Here is a 14,993-nt window from a genome sequence, read left to right on the forward strand (position 1 = left end):
TATTTTCTATTTATAGCTTACTAATGCTATGCAAACGCTTCAATTCTCCGTCTTGGAAGATGAAAAAAGAGGGTAGAGAGCTGATATTGAAGAGGGCAGGAGCCATGCCGTCACGATCGATAACCGTAATCCAAGGAAGTGTTCTTGCCGCATTTTGCCAGAAGTATGTATTCTTGTCCACAGAAATCTCGTATATCTCGAATCCTGTGCCATGATATTTTTTGTACAAGGAGCGTAGATCTTTCACCAATTCCGGAGACCATTCAGCCTCATAGGATGTAAATGAAATCAGCACCTTGCTGTTCTCCTTGACCACCTCCGATAGTGGGCGGGGAGTGCCGTTCCGATCGATCAACGTTAGATCCGGTATGGTTCTTTCTTCTGCTTTAGAAGAGATGTCTCGTGCTTTTTTCTCTCTGCGGATGGCTGCCAGTCCCAGTAGAGAGATATCTCGAATGCCTTTAGTGTAAGGAGATGAGGGGTAGTAGGTCTCATAGGCAGTAGCAACGGCAGCAAAAGCCTTGACATCTGTGGGATCATAGACATTAAAGTACAGCAACCCATCTTTTTGTTGGAATAAGGCAAAGAAAGATGCCGGTGATTTGGGATCACGAAAGATGTAATCGTTGCGTAAAGTTGTCTTGAAAGTCTCAATGACAGTCCTCACCGTGTCTTGAAATTGTACTGCACTTATTTTTTTTTCTTGGAGAGAACGGCTGATTTGATCAATGGTTTGGTCGGTTTGATATTTCAACAATGCAATCTTTTGGATGTCTTCATTGCGCTCCTCCCCTTTCTCCTCAATCGAGTATGCTGTCCCGAAGTTCTTCGCGTCGGCTTGAATACCGATTTCTGAACCGATCTGAGCAGCGAAGTTGATGATTTGTTTCCCGAATCTTAGTTGGTAAAAGCTGAGCGTCGAGTCGCCTTCGATCTGGATACTGAAAGCCCCATTCTTGTCCGGCGTCACAGAATCCAAGACAGAAAGGTCATTGCCAAGGATCTTCAGTATATATACTTGAGTTGTGTCAGACCAATTCGATATATGGCCATTGAGGGCAAATGAGTTTTTGTTGCGACAGCTGCTCAGCGAAAAAAGGCAGATGATCGCTAAATATAGCCAGAAGTTGTTCTTAATCCTCATGGATAAGGGGGTAGTGTTGTTTTGCGGTGCAAAGGTATATGATGTAAATCAATTTGGAGCCGATTGTAAACGCTAACTAACCTTTTTGTTTACATAGTTATTGTTTTTTTATGTCCTATTTGACGATTGCTGATGCCCTTTGGGGTTCGACGGTGCTAGGTTAGCTATGCAGGTTTTGTTGATGCGATCGCGTTCGGCATCGAATATCCACCCCCACTTGGTAAAATATAGGAAGAGAGATGTCATATGATGTTTCAGCAGTCGTGCATCGTGATAGGAAGCTCGTGCATAGGCGTGGGTGATGGAGGCAGACGGGAAGAAGACCGTGCGGGAAATTTGTCCGATGCGTCGGCACAAGTCCAAGTCTTCAGCGTACATAAAGAAGCGTTCGTCGAAACCTCCCACTTGGTTATATATATCTGTTCGGACTAGCATGAAACAACCCGATAGTGAGGGTATGTCTTCAATGGTCTCATACGACCAAAAGCGTAACTCGTAGCGTTCGTTTGTTCTTGTGATGCAGGGCTTGACGGGGAAGAACCGACGCAAGAATACATCCCAAGGACGAGGGAGGAGTTTACACAGGTGCTGACGCTTCCCGTCGGGATAATAGACTTGAGGCACCATTAGGCCGATGTCGCGATGTTGCTCCATGTATTTTACCATCGAAGGGATCACCTCAGGGCCAAATACAACATCCGGATTCAAAATGAGATGAAAGTCCGGATTAAAACGTTGTGCTTCGCGTTCGCCTATGTTGTGGGCAGTGCCGAAGCCAACGTTCTTATTATTGAAGATATAGATAATATCCTCCGGTCTTTCTTCTTGAAGGAATCGTAACTCATCAGTCGGAGAGTTGTCAATGAGCAGAAGTTTTTTGTTCAGAATTCTATCAGAGAAGAAAGAACGGATCACATCTCGGATTGTGTCAGAGTTGCTCTTATATAGTACCAATGAAGCGGTAATAACCGAAATCATAGTGATATTAAATTATTGTTTCTATCAAAGTAGTTCTTCGTAGAGTTCTTGATATCTCTTTGACATTGTTTCGGAAGAGAAACGATGTCTGATGGCTGTAACCCTTTCTTGAGGCAACGTATAAGTAAGACTTTTTATTATGCAATCCTCAAGTTCTTTTTGGTTCCCTTTAGGGAAGAACAGATCTTTTTCTCTTGCGTTTGTACCACTGATTTCTCTGAATGGGGGTAAATCGCTGGCAATAACGGGATTACCGCAAACGATAGCCTCTAAATAATTTAATCCGAAACCTTCCGAATGCGATGCAGTGATGCTATAGTCGGCAGCCCTAATCCATTCATGGACATTCTGTTGAAACCCTAACAGCTTGATGTTGTCGCTTTCTGTCCCAATAGCTTTCTGACACATTGTTTTTAGAGGACCATCTCCTACAAAAAAAAGAAAACAATCTCTCGGTATTCTGCAACTTTTAAGAAGTGAGACAAATGCTCGAATAATGATCAATGGGTCTTTTCGTGAAAAGAGTCTTCCTACGACTACGTATATTTTGCCCGATTCAGGAAGGTTCATCCTTTTTCGTAGGAGTTGCTTCTCTCCTTTGTCAGGTATTTGGAATCGAGACAGATCTACCCCGTTGTATATCGTGCGTATTTGTTTCGATCCTTTGACATAAGAAGTATAATAGTCAGCCACGATGTTGCTTATTGCAGCGTAATTCCCTATTCTAGGAAAGTTGAGCAGGTAACGCATATTCATGTAATTTCCGACAACTGATCCTTTCAAGAAGGTAAAATCATCCTTGGATATGTTGTGTAGAGTACTTATGCACATTATATCCTTAGAGAGTATGGCCGCAATCAGGTCTGGATGATAACAATGACTATGTAGGATGTCGGCTTTTTCTTTCTGAAGTATGGACAAAACTTTGTCAGCAACCTTCTTTGTGAAAAACTCTAAGAACCATAGACTATAGTTGAGATATATACACTTGACCTCTAATGAGTTCATTTCTTCTATTATCGGATTGTTTGCGCTTTCATGTCGTAAACAGATAATAATAGGACGTATTTTGCTCCTGTCAATATATCGAATTATATCTCGCAGGACGATTATCGGTCCTGTTTGAATGAGACTGTTGACTATATAGGCTATAGTTTTCATTTATCCTGTTTGTTTTGTGAATGTCCGGATGTGTAGCGTTAATTTCGCAGCGCCCTTTTTATGCTCCGCTCCATTCTGCATAAGAGATAACCCACATAACTAACGATAGGCGAGTTTGACAGCTGACATCTAAATCTGTACCGGATGAGCGGATGGTAGTGCATTGATGCTATCTGTTCAACTCTCAAATGTCTATGACCCTTTATCAATCTGTATTGACTATATGGTGCTTTGTCATAGAGCATTTTTGCGGCATTCAGGTATGCTATCTCAAAGTCTTGTTTGAACTCATCAGGTCCCAAAAGATCGGTCGCATATTCTTTGCAGTCATCTATTGCAGAAAACAATTGCTTGATACTGTCAATTTTGATGGAGTAGATGTATGAGTTCTCATTCCCCTGTTCGTAATGGATTGATGGACTTGGTAGGTAATCAATACGGTCAGTGTGCAAGAACAGTGGGAAAATAGAGCGCAAGTCCTCCAGCATGTTTTGTCCTTGTTTGTGTTCGAGGGCATTGCGTTTGTAGTTTTCGCTCTCAAAACACTTATTGTGCAGAAAGCCCTGTAGTTCTCCTCTGAGAAGTGCATGTGCACAGAGTTTACCAGAGTTTGAGGCTGGTTGTTGGGAATGGTATACTTGTTTCTTGGGATAATCAACAATATAGTCTGCAATTAATACCTGTCCATTGCATTCTGTGAGCTTTTCCACGCACTGTTGTATGTAATTGCTACTATGCCAATAGTCATCGCTGTCAAGGAAGAAAAGGTACTTCCCTGTGGATTTCTGTATGGCCGTTTTTCTGGCTTCGGCAAGTCCCATGTTTTGTGGATGCGATATTACAATGCAGATGTCTTCTTTCTTGTTTGACTTGATTGTGGCTTCCGTGATTGCGAGGCTGTTGTCGCGAGAGGCATCATTTACAATGATTACTTCGAGAGCTGAATATGTTTGCGAAAAAACAGAGTTCAAACAGCGTTCAACAAATCTTTCCACATTGTATAATGGAATCAGTACGCTAACTAATGGTGCTTGAGTAGTCATAACAGTGATGCAATTGTTTTTTTAGAAAAGTATTGATTTATATGTAATGTAGGGTTCCATCGGATTGCTGAGATCTTTGAACATGAAGAGTGAGAACATAATCAAAATTGCTGAAATTGCAACTTTCTGCCATTTTTTGTCTGACAGTGTGTAGATGTTTGGGATCAGGATGAATATGAAGATAAAAGGATAGAACATAAGTCTCATTCCCACTTCGAAGCAAATTGTCATATTGTATATGCAGATGGAGGCTACATAGAGGAGGATGAACTGAGCGATTTTCTTGTCTTTCTTCTCTACTGTGGGTTGAATGATTGCAAAAAATATGGCTGTGATGTTTAGAAATAGTTGGTAGATACCCGAAGAAGAGCCTGCTGCTGTAAATTGTTCTTCTATATAGAAGCCATATCTCTCCGGTAATGCCGAGACAGCATACTCCGTGATAGAGTTTAGGATCAGTGCCCCGAATATCAATGTCGCAATCAGGAGTCCTACCATTGTAGATGTGTTTAATTTTTTGGCCGTTAATGGCACTAATACTAACATATACAAAGCACTGGTATGAAAAAGAGCCGCTATGCCTATAAGGGAAAAAAAGTAGATGTGTTTTTGGGAAAGGAATAGCGGGAACGAGGCAAATATTATAGACATGGCAACATATTGCCTGATCAGATTCATTGTTTCAAAATAGCCACGATATATCAAAACAAATGCAATGATCGACACGATGATGTTGTGAGACATCTTCTTCATGCCGTAAAACATCAATAGGATAGTTATGGCTGCTGTGAATAGAAGCCAAAAGTGGAAGTCGAGATTGAGTAAATGAAACCCTTTGTTAATCCATTGCCAAGTCAATTCGAAAAAAAGTGCAGTTCGCCCTTCGGGATATTGGAATGCTTCCTCGTAGAGGGCATAATCCCTTCCCATCCCGATTCGACTTCCTGAAAATACGATTAGGGCTATTGCGGCTACGGAAAGGACGAACGGTCTGAAGCGTTTATCGTAGTAGTCTGCAATAAAGAGCACTGCAAGTAAAAGAAACAAGACGAAGTATGGCAGCATCTTCCAACGGGATTTAAGTCTTATTATATGGAGGACGAGCCTATATTGAGTAGGACAAAACCTCTTTCTGAGGGAACCTCGTACACATTGCGGCCATCGATGATCAGGGGAGTAGCCATGGCTTTGTGGATGGCAGTCCAGTCCGGCATTCTAAACTCTTTCCACTCTGTCACATGGAAGAGCGCGTCAGCTCCCTTTACGGCATCGTACATATCGGTCGCATACTCCACTCTGTCGCCCAATCTCGCGCCCGCCTCTTGCATGGCTACAGGGTCATAGACTCTGACCCTACATCCCGCCTCCAGCAGTCGCTCAATGAGCACTAACGAAGGAGCTTCGCGCATATCGTCGGTCCCGGGTTTGAACGACAGCCCCCAGATGGCAGCCTGTTTGCCTTGGATGTCTTGGTTATAGTAGGCTGAGAATTTGTCGAATAGGACGTTTTTCTGCTTCTCGTTCACGCTCTCCACAGCCTCCAGTACTTCCATTCTGTATCCGTTGTCGGCTGCTGTTTTGATGAGTGCCTTCACATCCTTGGGGAAGCAGGAACCACCATAACCACAGCCCGGATAGAGGAATTTGCTGCCGATACGGGAGTCCGAACCGATACCCAGCCGCACCATCGACACGTCCGCACCTACGCGTTCGCATAGATTGGCCACATCGTTCATGAAACTGATACGAGTAGCCAGCATGGCATTAGCCGCATACTTGGTCATCTCAGCCGAAGGGATGTCCATGAATAGGACGCGGAAGTTGTTCAGAAGCATCGGTTTGTATAAGCTCGTGATCAGTTCGCGAGCCTTGTCCGAGTCCACTCCCACGACTACGCGGTCCGGCTTCATAAAGTCGTCTATGGCATTGCCCTCTTTCAGAAATTCCGGATTGGAAGCCACGTCAAAGTCGATGTCTAAGCGGCGTCGGGTCAATTCTTCCCGTACCGCCTTCCTCACCATCTCAGATGAGCCTACCGGAACGGTACTTTTCGTAACGACCAAGGTGTATCGGGTCATTGAGCGACCGATGCTGCGCGCAGCCTCTATTACATAGCTCAGGTCTGCACTGCCGTCTTCGTCTGACGGTGTGCCGACGGCGATGAATACGATTTCGGCCTTGGGCATGGCCTTGCTGATCTCCGTCCCGAAGCGCAGCCTGCCGGCTGTCACATTGCGGGCGATCATCTTTTCGAGCCCGGGCTCGTATATAGGGATAACCCCTTGGTTCAGTTGCTCGATCTTGCGTGCATCTACGTCCACGCAATGCACATGCGCCCCCAGCTCTGCAAAGCAGGTGGCACTGACTAAACCCACATAACCGACACCGACAACGGCAATATCCATCTTTCCCTGATTAAATGGCTTGATTACAAAGTTAACCCCTTTTTTACCTTCTCGTTTCTGAGATCAAGTATTGCTTAGGATTCGCTTTCGGCAAACTCCATCAGATAGGCCTTGATGAATTCGTCTATGTCGCCATCCATCACAGCGTTGACGTTGCTCGTCTGGTAGTTGGTGCGATGATCCTTTACACGACGGTCGTCGAATACATAGCTGCGGATCTGCGAACCCCATTCGATTTTCTTCTTGCCCGCCTCCACTTTGGCTTCTGCCGCTCGTCTGCGTTGCAACTCCATTTCGTAGAGTTGCGAGCGTAGCAGGCGCATGGCGTTCTCGCGGTTGTCATATTGGGTACGGCTTTCCGTATTCTCGATGACGATCTCTTTCTCTTCTCCCGTTTCGGGGTCCTTATATTTATAGTGTAGGCGCACGCCCGTCTCTACCTTATTGACGTTCTGTCCTCCTGCACCTCCCGAACGGAATGTGTCCCAGCTGATGCCGGCTGCTTGGATTTCTATCTCGATGGAGTCGTCCACCAAGGGTACGACGAATACCGAGGCGAATGAGGTCATGCGCTTGCCCTGTGCGTTGTACGGAGACACGCGTACCAGGCGATGCACACCGTTCTCGCTCTTGAGGAATCCGTATGCCAGATTGCCTTCTATCTGCAGCGTTACGGTCTTGATGCCTGCTTCGTCACCATCCTGCCAGTTGGTTATCGTCACCTGATAACCCTGTTTGTCGGCCCAGCGTTGGTACATGCGCACCAGCATGGAAGCCCAGTCTTGGCTCTCGGTGCCGCCCGCGCCGGCATTCACTTTAAGGACAGCACCGAAGTGATCTTCTTCGGATCGGAGCATATTCTTCAGCTCCACTTCCTCTATCAGACGGATGGCGTGCGCATAGGCTTCGTCCACCTCTTCTTCGGTGGAGATGCCTTCTTTGCAGTATTCAAAAGCCAGCTTCACCTCTTCGGCAGCCGTGTCGATGGCATCGTAGTAACCGATCCAGCTCTTGAGGTCTTTCACCTTGCGCATCTGAGCCTCGGCGCGTTTGTTGTCTTCCCAGAAGGTAGGATCCTGTGTCCTTAGTTCTTCTTCTTCGAGTTGTATGCGTCGGTTATCGACGTCAAAGATACCCCCTCAGCGCATCGCGGCGCTCCAACAGAGAGCTCAGTTGGTCTGTAGTGATCATTATTGTCTATTGCGTTATATGCTTGTTTTTTCTTCGTCGGGTCAGTGCTTGGTTTGGTGTGTGTCGCCTGCCCGTTCGTTACGAAGTTTCAAAGGTACATTTTTTCGATGGCTTCGGCATAACGTTCGTTGATGACGCGCCTTTTGAGCTTGAGCGTTTCCGTCAGTTCTCCTTTCTCCATTGAGAATGGTTCGGTCAGGAGTGTGATCCTCTTCACCTTTTCGAAAGCCGCCAATGTATCCTGTGCAGCCTCCACCTTGGCCATCATCAGCCGATTGATCTCGGGATCGTTGGCCATGTCTTCTATGGACATCGTTGCGGCTTGGGCAAATCCTCGCTTCACGGCTGCCTGACGCACGAGTTCCCAGTTCGGATAGATCAAAGCACTTACGTACTTGAAGCGGTCGCCTATCACCGCCACCTGATCGACGAAGGGGTTCTTCGTCAGCATCCCTTCTATCATTTGTGGCGCTATATACTTGCCGTTGGCTGTCTTGTACAAGTCCTTGATTCGCTCGAGGAAGTAGAGTGTGCCATCCTCATCCATGCGTCCCGCATCGCCCGTGCGGAAGTATCCGTCTGCCGTGAAAGCTGCTGCCGTCTCCTCCGGGAGTTTGTAGTAGCCAGGGGTAATGGATTTGCCTTTTACCAAGATCTCGTTGGTCTCCGGCTCTATTTTCACATCTAAACCTGACATGACTTTGCCTATGGAGCCAATCTTGAAGCCCCGTTGCGGATAGAAAGACACGGTGGCAGTAGTCTCCGATAGTCCGTAACCAATGATGATGGGGATGTTCACTGACTGTAAGAATATGTTGATCTCATCCGAAAGCGGAGCACCGGCTGTCGGGAAATACTTTCCTCGTCCGAGGCCGAGCACTCGCTTGAGCACGTTGAAGATGGTCTTATCGTAGAAGGCGTACTGCAAACTCAGCAGGAGCGGAGCACGCTTGCCCTCGTTCCAGTATTCGAGCCGATAACGCCGGCCTACAGCTATGGCTCGTCGGTAGATGCCTTGGAGCAGGCGAGGCGATGAGGCTATTTTTTCGTTTACCCCCTGATACACTTTCTCCCAAAACCGCGGCACATTGCACATGGCCGTGGGGCGCACTTGCGGTAGCGCTTCGAGTATCTTCTTGGGATCGCTCAGGATGGCAATTCTCGTCCCCGTCGTCAGACAGAAGAGTGTCCATGTATTCTCGAAGACGTGGCTCAGCGGCAGAAAAGAGATGGAGGTTTCCGAAGGGCCGTACACGGGAATGGCATTGGCATGAGCCTGCATTTGGTGCATCAGATTGCTGTGCATGATTTGCACCCCCTTGCTCCTGCCCGACGTGCCGGACGTATAGATGATCAGAGCCAAATCCGAAGGAACTGCTTCGCGGGTGCAAACTTTTGCTTTTGTTTCGTTGGGCATGGAGTCGCCGAGACGGACAAATTCGGAAAAGAACTTCGAGGTCCTATCATCAGGATTGAGCACCACATGTTCGTCGAATATGATGATTCGCTTCAGCGCCTTACACTCCTTCTGCACGTGGTAGGCATTGTTGTATTGGAATTGTTCACCCACGAAGAGGGTTTCCACTGCGGCGTCTTCTATAATGAAGCGTAGCTGTTCGGGCGAGCTTGTAGCATATAGCGGCACCACCACTCCGCGCATGGCAAAGGCCCCTAATTCGGCATAGAGGTATTTCACCATATTCTGCGAATAGATGCCCACTCGATCGCCTGCTTCCAGCCCGATCTCGGCAAGGGCTTTGGCTACGTTCATTACGTCGGTGGCAAACTTCGACCAGGTGATGTGCTTCCACTGCTTACTGGTTCGGTCATGGTATTTGAGTATTGTTTTGTTCGGGTATTTTTCAGCTTGACGCTGGGGTAACTCTGCCGGATGATAGATGGGGATCGCCATAATGTTTTATCGATGTTCGTTAGATGTCTTATTGCAGAATGTTTACAAAGATAGTATAATGAGCAATGTCCCGTTGGTGTTGGGCTGTTTTGCCTTCTCAAGCTTGTTCTCTCTTCTTGGACGTTTGGCAGACTTCTTTTTGGGTAAATATTGATTTGAGGCAGTTGGCAATAGGCTGCGATATTGATACCATATTTTTCTTCTCCAGTGGTCGATTTGTGTTAATAGGTGTTGTTTGTTCCTGCTTTGTTTATGTGCCAAAAAACTTATCAACACCAACAGAGTGTTTAGATTCATTCTAAATAAGAGGTCTTTTGACAGGTGGAGGAAGCGAAAAAAGAGAAGGGGAATGCTCCTTTGGTACTTGCAAATCTGTTTTTGCCGAAACGAGCAATCAAGTTTATAAATCATAAATTCGATCTTTATAAAGAATGCTTTCGATAATTATAATCATTGCATCTGAAGTTTATAAAGCTTAGAAGTCATATTTATAATGTTTACCTCCACCAAAAGGCTGTTTGAGATCGCCAAAAACGGGAAGTCCCCATTGTGTTCGCAATTGAGCACAATGGGGACTTCCCGTTTTTAGCGATGCCAATCAGCCCTTATTCCATCCTATCTGCCATCGGATGATAAACGATTGTTTACAAATCGGTCCGTTGTACAGCCACGACTGTGCATGTGCATTAGGGAAAAAGGGAAGAGAGTGGGGTAGATCCCACGGACTATGTTACTACGGTTATCTCTCATCATTGCAGTCATTAATAGCGATCATTTACTGTTGTGGGCAGAAACATTCTGATATTTATCTGTTTATCTTTCGGCTAACCTCCAGTCGCGATGCAAATGTAGCAAAAAGGATGGCTCCTTCCATTCGCTACTGATTGTTTCCTCTCTTGTTCGACATCGGGAGCATGGCTTATCTTTGTGCGGAAATGAACGAACGCTATCGGATATATATCATGGCGGCCAAGCCGTCTCTGCTTCATGTGGCTGCTGTCTGTAGAGCAGTGGAGTCCCTCGGGGCGTGTGTCGTGAGTTGCCGTCGTGTGCAGGGAGCCTCGGATCCCTGTGTGATGCTGACGGTATGCTTCGCCGGAGCAAAATCAATGCTTTTGAAGACTCTGCTACCGTTGGCTCGTCAGTATCCGCTTTTGTTGCGGGTGTGCCGAAATGAAGAGCGAGTGAAGTCGATCGGCCTTGTGGCTTTCGATCTGGATTCGGTGCTCGTGCGCACGGAAATGATGAATGAGTTGGCTGCCCGATGCGGTTGTTCTCACGAAATGACTTATTTGACCGAGTTAGCCATGTCAGGTCAGGAGGAGTTTGCGGACAATTTCCGCCGCCGCGTATCTATGTTGCGCGGACTGCCACTTGCTGAAGTGAAAGCGATGGCGCAAGCGCTCCCGATAGCGGAAGGAGTGTCAGCTCTTAAGCATAGCCTGTCGGTTCGTGGTGTGCGTACAGCGATCATCACAGGGGGCTTCCGGCAGTTCTCTCAGTCGGTACAAGATCAGTATGGCTTCGATTATATCTGTACATCAGAAGCGGAGGTCGTGGATGGAGTGTTGACCGGTGCCTTGTCCGGTGCGATCGTGGATGCAGAGACCAAGGCCGCTTGTCTTCGACAGCTCTCGATCGCTCTTTCCTTGTCGCCTGATCGGGTGGCAGCAGTGGGGGATGGGGCCAATGATCTGTCTATGCTCGACTATGCGGGCGAGAGCATCATCTTCAATACCTCGACTCATGGAGCTACCGTGCCGCAGCTGCGGATAGATGCTGTCAGTACTATTCTGTCCATTGGTGACAATTAGTCTGTCAAAACATCTTATTTCCCCCTTTTTTCTTATTTTTCTGCTTACTTAAAGTCGATTTGTCGGGATTTATTCTTACTTTTGAGGAGAAGAGTTCCGAATAGAGATAGGCTTTTGTCGGTTGCATCGTAATGCCGATCCTTTATGTAATAATGTGTCAAGTGTTGGCAAGAAGAAGTGGCGATGGGGTATTCCGGAACAATAACAATTATCGATTTGTCACAATGAAAGTAGGACTATTCATCCCCTGTTATGTCAATGCCGTGTACCCCGAGGTGGGTATCGCTGCATACAAATTACTGAAGAGTTTGGGTGTAGATATTGACTATCCCATGGATCAGACGTGTTGTGGTCAGCCGATGGCCAATGCCGGATTCGAGCATAAGGCCAGTCAGTTGGCTTTGCGCTTCGAAGATCTCTTCCACTCCTATGATGTGGTGGTAGGCCCGTCGGCCAGTTGTGTTGCCTTTGTCAAGGAGAACTACGACCACATCCTTCGTCCCACGGGACATACGTGTAAAACGGCCGAAAAAGTCCGAGACATTTGTGAGTTTTTGCATGACGACCTGAAGATCACGAGTCTGCCCTCACACTTCCCGCACAAGGTGAGCCTGCACAATAGTTGCCACGGCGTACGTGAGCTACGCCTATCCAGGGCCAGCGAGCTCCGATTGCCTTACTATAATAAGGTGCGCAGCCTGCTGGAAATGGTGTCAGGTATCGAAGTCTTCGAGCCTAAACGTATCGATGAGTGCTGTGGCTTCGGCGGAATGTACTCAATAGAGGAGCCGGAGGTATCCACCTGTATGGGGCATGACAAGGTGCTGGATCATATGTCCACAGGGGCAGCCTATATTACGGCACCGGACAGTTCATGCCTTATGCATATGCAAGGGGTGATCGATCGAGAAAAATTGCCCATCAAAACGATTCACGCAGTAGAAATTTTAGCAGCAAACTTATGAGTACGAAGCATAGCGAAGCGGCTGCCCGCTTTCTGAAGAATAAGGCCGGAGCCAAGTGGCATGATGAGACGCTCTGGATGGTGCGGCACAAACGTGATGTCCAACGCGATACGGTGCCTGAGTGGGAAGACCTGCGACAACTGGCATACGAAATCAAACGATACAATGTGACTCATCTGGACGAGCTGTTGTTGCGCTTCGAGGAAAATGCCAGACGCAACGGCGTGATAGTCCATTGGGCCAAGGATGCCCGTGAACATAATGAAATCCTATATGGCATACTACGAGATCACAGTGTCAAGAAGTTTGTCAAGAGCAAATCGATGCTGACGGAGGAATGCCACCTGAATGACTACCTGATCGAAAAGGGTATAGATGTGATAGAGACCGACCTCGGCGAACGCATTCTACAGCTATTAGGTGAACCACCCAGCCATATCGTGATGCCGGCTATCCACCTGAAACGGGAAGCGGTGAGCGACCTCTTCCACAATAAATTGGGGACGGAGAAAGGCAATAACGATCCTACTTATCTGACGCGTGCTGCTCGTAAGAGCTTGCGCGAGGACTTCATCACAGCCGATGCTGCGATGACGGGTGGCAACTTTGCCGTGGCTTCTACGGGTGAAGTGGTAGTATGTACCAATGAAGGTAATGCCGATATGGGAATGGCCTGCCAGAAGCTGAACATCTGCTCTTTCGGTTTAGAGAAATTGGTGCCCGACTTGGATGCCGTGGGCGTATTCACTCGTTTATTGGCACGTTCCGGTACGGGACAGCCTTCTACCACTTATACGGCACACTATCGCAAGCCGCATGAGGGTGGTGAGTTACACTATATCATAGTGGACAACGGCAGGACGGATATTATGGGAGATGCTCAGCATGAGAAAACGCTCAACTGTATTCGCTGTGGCGCCTGCATGAATACGTGTCCGGTTTATCGTCGCTCGGGAGGTTACTCCTATACATATTTTATCCCCGGACCTATCGGAATCAATCTGGGTATGCTCAAGGATCCGAAGCAATATTGTGACAATGTGTCCGCTTGCTCGCTCTGTCTCTCCTGCTCGTATGTTTGTCCGGTGAAGATAGACCTGGGCGAACAAATCTATCGTTGGCGTCAGGATTTGGATGGTCTGGGACGAGCAAGTTCGGAGAAGAAGTTGATATCGTCGGGTATGAAGTTTGTGATGGATAGTCCCGTGCGCTTCAATGCTGCGCTGAAAATGGCTCCCATTGCCAATCATATGCCCCGATTCATGCTCTACAACGGATTGAACGCATGGGGTAAAGGACGCGAACTGCCTCGCTTTGCCTCTACATCGTTTAATAGCTGGTGGAAGAAAAACATAAAGAAGTAAACAGAATTATGGATAGCAGACAGATCATCTTAGACAAGATCAAACAACATACCACATCTCGTGCTCCAAAGCCGGAGATGGCATTCCAACCTATAACTTATCCCGACAAGATGGCTCGATTCATAGAAATCTCCAAAGCTGTGGGAGGTGATGCCGTGGAGTTACAGCCGGGACAGGATGTGAATGAAGTGATCAGAGCCGCCTACCCCGAAGCGCAGCGCATCGTCTCGGATCTTCCCTACATCAACATAGCGACCTACCGGCCGGATGATGTGGAGAAGCCCGGCGATATGAATGGTACAGACCTCGCTATCGTGGAGGGAGAGATAGGTGTGTGTGAGAACGGATGCGTATGGGTGGATCAGACGATGGAGCAGCGTGCGATGTATTTCATTTCGGAATATCTGGTCATTATCTTAGACAAGTCCAAGTTGGTACACAATATGCATGAAGCCTACAAGCGCGTGGAGGAAATAGGTCCTACGTCTCGTTACTCGTGCTTCATCAGCGGCCCTTCCAAGACGGCAGACATCGAACAGGCGCTCGTTATCGGTGCACATGGTGCTCGTGGAGCTCTTGTCATACTGAAATAAAACTTATCTGAATAGTTTAATACGCTATTTCGGACCTACTAATACGGAGACTTCTTCCTCTTGCCTATGGACATCTGAGGGAGAAGTCTCCGTTATTTTCCGGTATCGGAGTGTATTCTTTTCATTTCGATGTCCCCTATACGCTCCTTGGCTTCGATAATGGGCAGGCGATCGAGAATACTTTTGCGCCCCTTTATCCCTTATAAAGGATAGATTTGTCCTCGACTGAGGACAGAACTGTCCTTACCTAAGGACAAAACTGCTTTTCTATATAATCGGCATTGGTGTCGCCAACGAACGCTTACGATAGCATAGGCAATGACGACAATAGGTATAGAGCTTGCCGCCCTGCCATTTGTCCTCGTGAAGCCATTTGTAGAGTGTTGTCTTTCCGATCATCGGGCGGCCGGAACGGCATAAACG

General features: G+C 47.2%; 13 protein-coding genes. 4 read left to right on the forward strand and 9 right to left on the reverse strand.

The window, feature by feature from the left end:
• Window positions 1-10: 10 nt before the first annotated feature.
• The 8 genes from C7382_RS03110 to C7382_RS03145 form a co-directional block, all read right to left on the reverse strand.
• Complete coding sequence (locus C7382_RS03110; RefSeq protein WP_116678857.1) at window positions 11-1,144, reverse strand: TlpA family protein disulfide reductase; 1,134 nt, start codon at window positions 1,142-1,144, stop codon at window positions 11-13.
• Window positions 1,145-1,252: 108 nt separating this feature from the next.
• Complete coding sequence (locus C7382_RS03115) at window positions 1,253-2,122, reverse strand: glycosyltransferase family 2 protein (protein WP_116678858.1); 870 nt, start codon at window positions 2,120-2,122, stop codon at window positions 1,253-1,255.
• A 24-nt stretch (window positions 2,123-2,146) separates the two neighbouring features.
• Window positions 2,147-3,283, reverse strand: a complete 1,137-nt coding sequence (locus tag C7382_RS10280; RefSeq protein ID WP_116678859.1) for a glycosyltransferase — start codon at window positions 3,281-3,283, stop codon at window positions 2,147-2,149.
• Window positions 3,284-3,321: 38 nt separating this feature from the next.
• Window positions 3,322-4,326: a glycosyltransferase family 2 protein gene (locus tag C7382_RS03125; RefSeq protein WP_116678860.1), complete on the reverse strand. Its 1,005-nt coding sequence runs from the start codon at window positions 4,324-4,326 to the stop codon at window positions 3,322-3,324.
• A gap of 21 nt (window positions 4,327-4,347) precedes the next feature.
• Complete coding sequence (locus C7382_RS03130; protein ID WP_116678861.1) at window positions 4,348-5,391, reverse strand: EpsG family protein; 1,044 nt, start codon at window positions 5,389-5,391, stop codon at window positions 4,348-4,350.
• A 23-nt stretch (window positions 5,392-5,414) separates the two neighbouring features.
• Window positions 5,415-6,731 carry a UDP-glucose dehydrogenase family protein gene (locus tag C7382_RS03135; protein WP_116678862.1) on the reverse strand — a complete coding sequence of 439 codons (1,317 nt, stop codon included), beginning with the start codon at window positions 6,729-6,731 and terminating at the stop codon, window positions 5,415-5,417.
• A gap of 74 nt (window positions 6,732-6,805) precedes the next feature.
• Window positions 6,806-7,922, reverse strand: a protein-coding gene (gene prfB / locus C7382_RS03140; RefSeq protein ID WP_116678863.1) for a peptide chain release factor 2 whose coding sequence is annotated in 2 segments (ribosomal slippage) — window positions 6,806-7,858 and window positions 7,860-7,922 — 1,116 coding nt in all. Because the reading frame shifts where the segments join, the coding sequence is not laid out codon by codon here.
• 88 nt (window positions 7,923-8,010) lie between these two features.
• The gene (locus C7382_RS03145; protein WP_116678864.1) at window positions 8,011-9,834 is read right to left on the reverse strand and encodes an AMP-dependent synthetase/ligase; all 1,824 of its coding nucleotides are present in this window, start codon (window positions 9,832-9,834) and stop codon (window positions 8,011-8,013) included.
• Between the two features lie 914 nt (window positions 9,835-10,748).
• Here C7382_RS03145 and serB point away from each other — a divergent pair.
• The 4 genes from serB (at window position 10,749) to C7382_RS03170 (ending at window position 14,570) form a co-directional block, all read left to right on the forward strand.
• Window positions 10,749-11,648 (forward strand): phosphoserine phosphatase SerB, encoded by a 900-nt coding sequence (gene serB, locus C7382_RS03155; protein ID WP_243405643.1) that lies wholly within the window; start codon window positions 10,749-10,751, stop codon window positions 11,646-11,648.
• Between the two features lie 224 nt (window positions 11,649-11,872).
• Entirely contained in the window at window positions 11,873-12,613 is a 741-nt protein-coding gene (locus C7382_RS03160) for a (Fe-S)-binding protein (protein WP_116678866.1), read from the forward strand.
• Complete coding sequence (locus C7382_RS03165) at window positions 12,610-13,977, forward strand: lactate utilization protein B (RefSeq protein ID WP_116678867.1); 1,368 nt, start codon at window positions 12,610-12,612, stop codon at window positions 13,975-13,977. Before C7382_RS03160 ends, C7382_RS03165 begins: the two co-directional genes overlap by 4 nt.
• Before the next feature lie 8 nt (window positions 13,978-13,985).
• Window positions 13,986-14,570 (forward strand): LutC/YkgG family protein, encoded by a 585-nt coding sequence (locus C7382_RS03170; protein ID WP_116678868.1) that lies wholly within the window; start codon window positions 13,986-13,988, stop codon window positions 14,568-14,570.
• Between the two features lie 267 nt (window positions 14,571-14,837).
• On the opposite strand, the gene C7382_RS10235 is transcribed toward C7382_RS03170, so the two are convergent.
• The gene (locus tag C7382_RS10235; RefSeq protein WP_262499701.1) at window positions 14,838-14,969 is read right to left on the reverse strand and encodes a hypothetical protein; all 132 of its coding nucleotides are present in this window, start codon (window positions 14,967-14,969) and stop codon (window positions 14,838-14,840) included.
• Window positions 14,970-14,993 lie beyond the last annotated feature (24 nt).

The organism is Porphyromonas loveana, from assembly GCF_003096695.1.
Taxonomy (GTDB): Bacteria; Bacteroidota; Bacteroidia; order Bacteroidales; family Porphyromonadaceae; genus Porphyromonas; species Porphyromonas loveana.

Excerpts from the sequence above, each read along its gene's own strand:
- C7382_RS03110 (WP_116678857.1), bottom strand. The coding sequence starts at position 1,144 with ATGAGGATTAAGAACAACTTCTGGCTATATTTAGCGATCATCTGCCTT.
- C7382_RS03115 (WP_116678858.1), bottom strand. The coding sequence starts at position 2,122 with ATGATTTCGGTTATTACCGCTTCATTGGTACTATATAAGAGCAACTCT.
- C7382_RS10280 (WP_116678859.1), bottom strand. The coding sequence starts at position 3,283 with ATGAAAACTATAGCCTATATAGTCAACAGTCTCATTCAAACAGGACCG.
- C7382_RS03125 (WP_116678860.1), bottom strand. The coding sequence starts at position 4,326 with ATGACTACTCAAGCACCATTAGTTAGCGTACTGATTCCATTATACAAT.
- C7382_RS03130 (WP_116678861.1), bottom strand. The coding sequence starts at position 5,391 with ATGCTGCCATACTTCGTCTTGTTTCTTTTACTTGCAGTGCTCTTTATT.
- C7382_RS03135 (WP_116678862.1), bottom strand. The coding sequence starts at position 6,731 with ATGGATATTGCCGTTGTCGGTGTCGGTTATGTGGGTTTAGTCAGTGCC.
- C7382_RS03145 (WP_116678864.1), bottom strand. The coding sequence starts at position 9,834 with ATGGCGATCCCCATCTATCATCCGGCAGAGTTACCCCAGCGTCAAGCT.
- serB (WP_243405643.1), top strand. The coding sequence starts at position 10,749 with ATGGCTTATCTTTGTGCGGAAATGAACGAACGCTATCGGATATATATC.
- C7382_RS03160 (WP_116678866.1), top strand. The coding sequence starts at position 11,873 with ATGAAAGTAGGACTATTCATCCCCTGTTATGTCAATGCCGTGTACCCC.
- C7382_RS03165 (WP_116678867.1), top strand. The coding sequence starts at position 12,610 with ATGAGTACGAAGCATAGCGAAGCGGCTGCCCGCTTTCTGAAGAATAAG.
- C7382_RS03170 (WP_116678868.1), top strand. The coding sequence starts at position 13,986 with ATGGATAGCAGACAGATCATCTTAGACAAGATCAAACAACATACCACA.
- C7382_RS10235 (WP_262499701.1), bottom strand. The coding sequence starts at position 14,969 with ATGATCGGAAAGACAACACTCTACAAATGGCTTCACGAGGACAAATGG.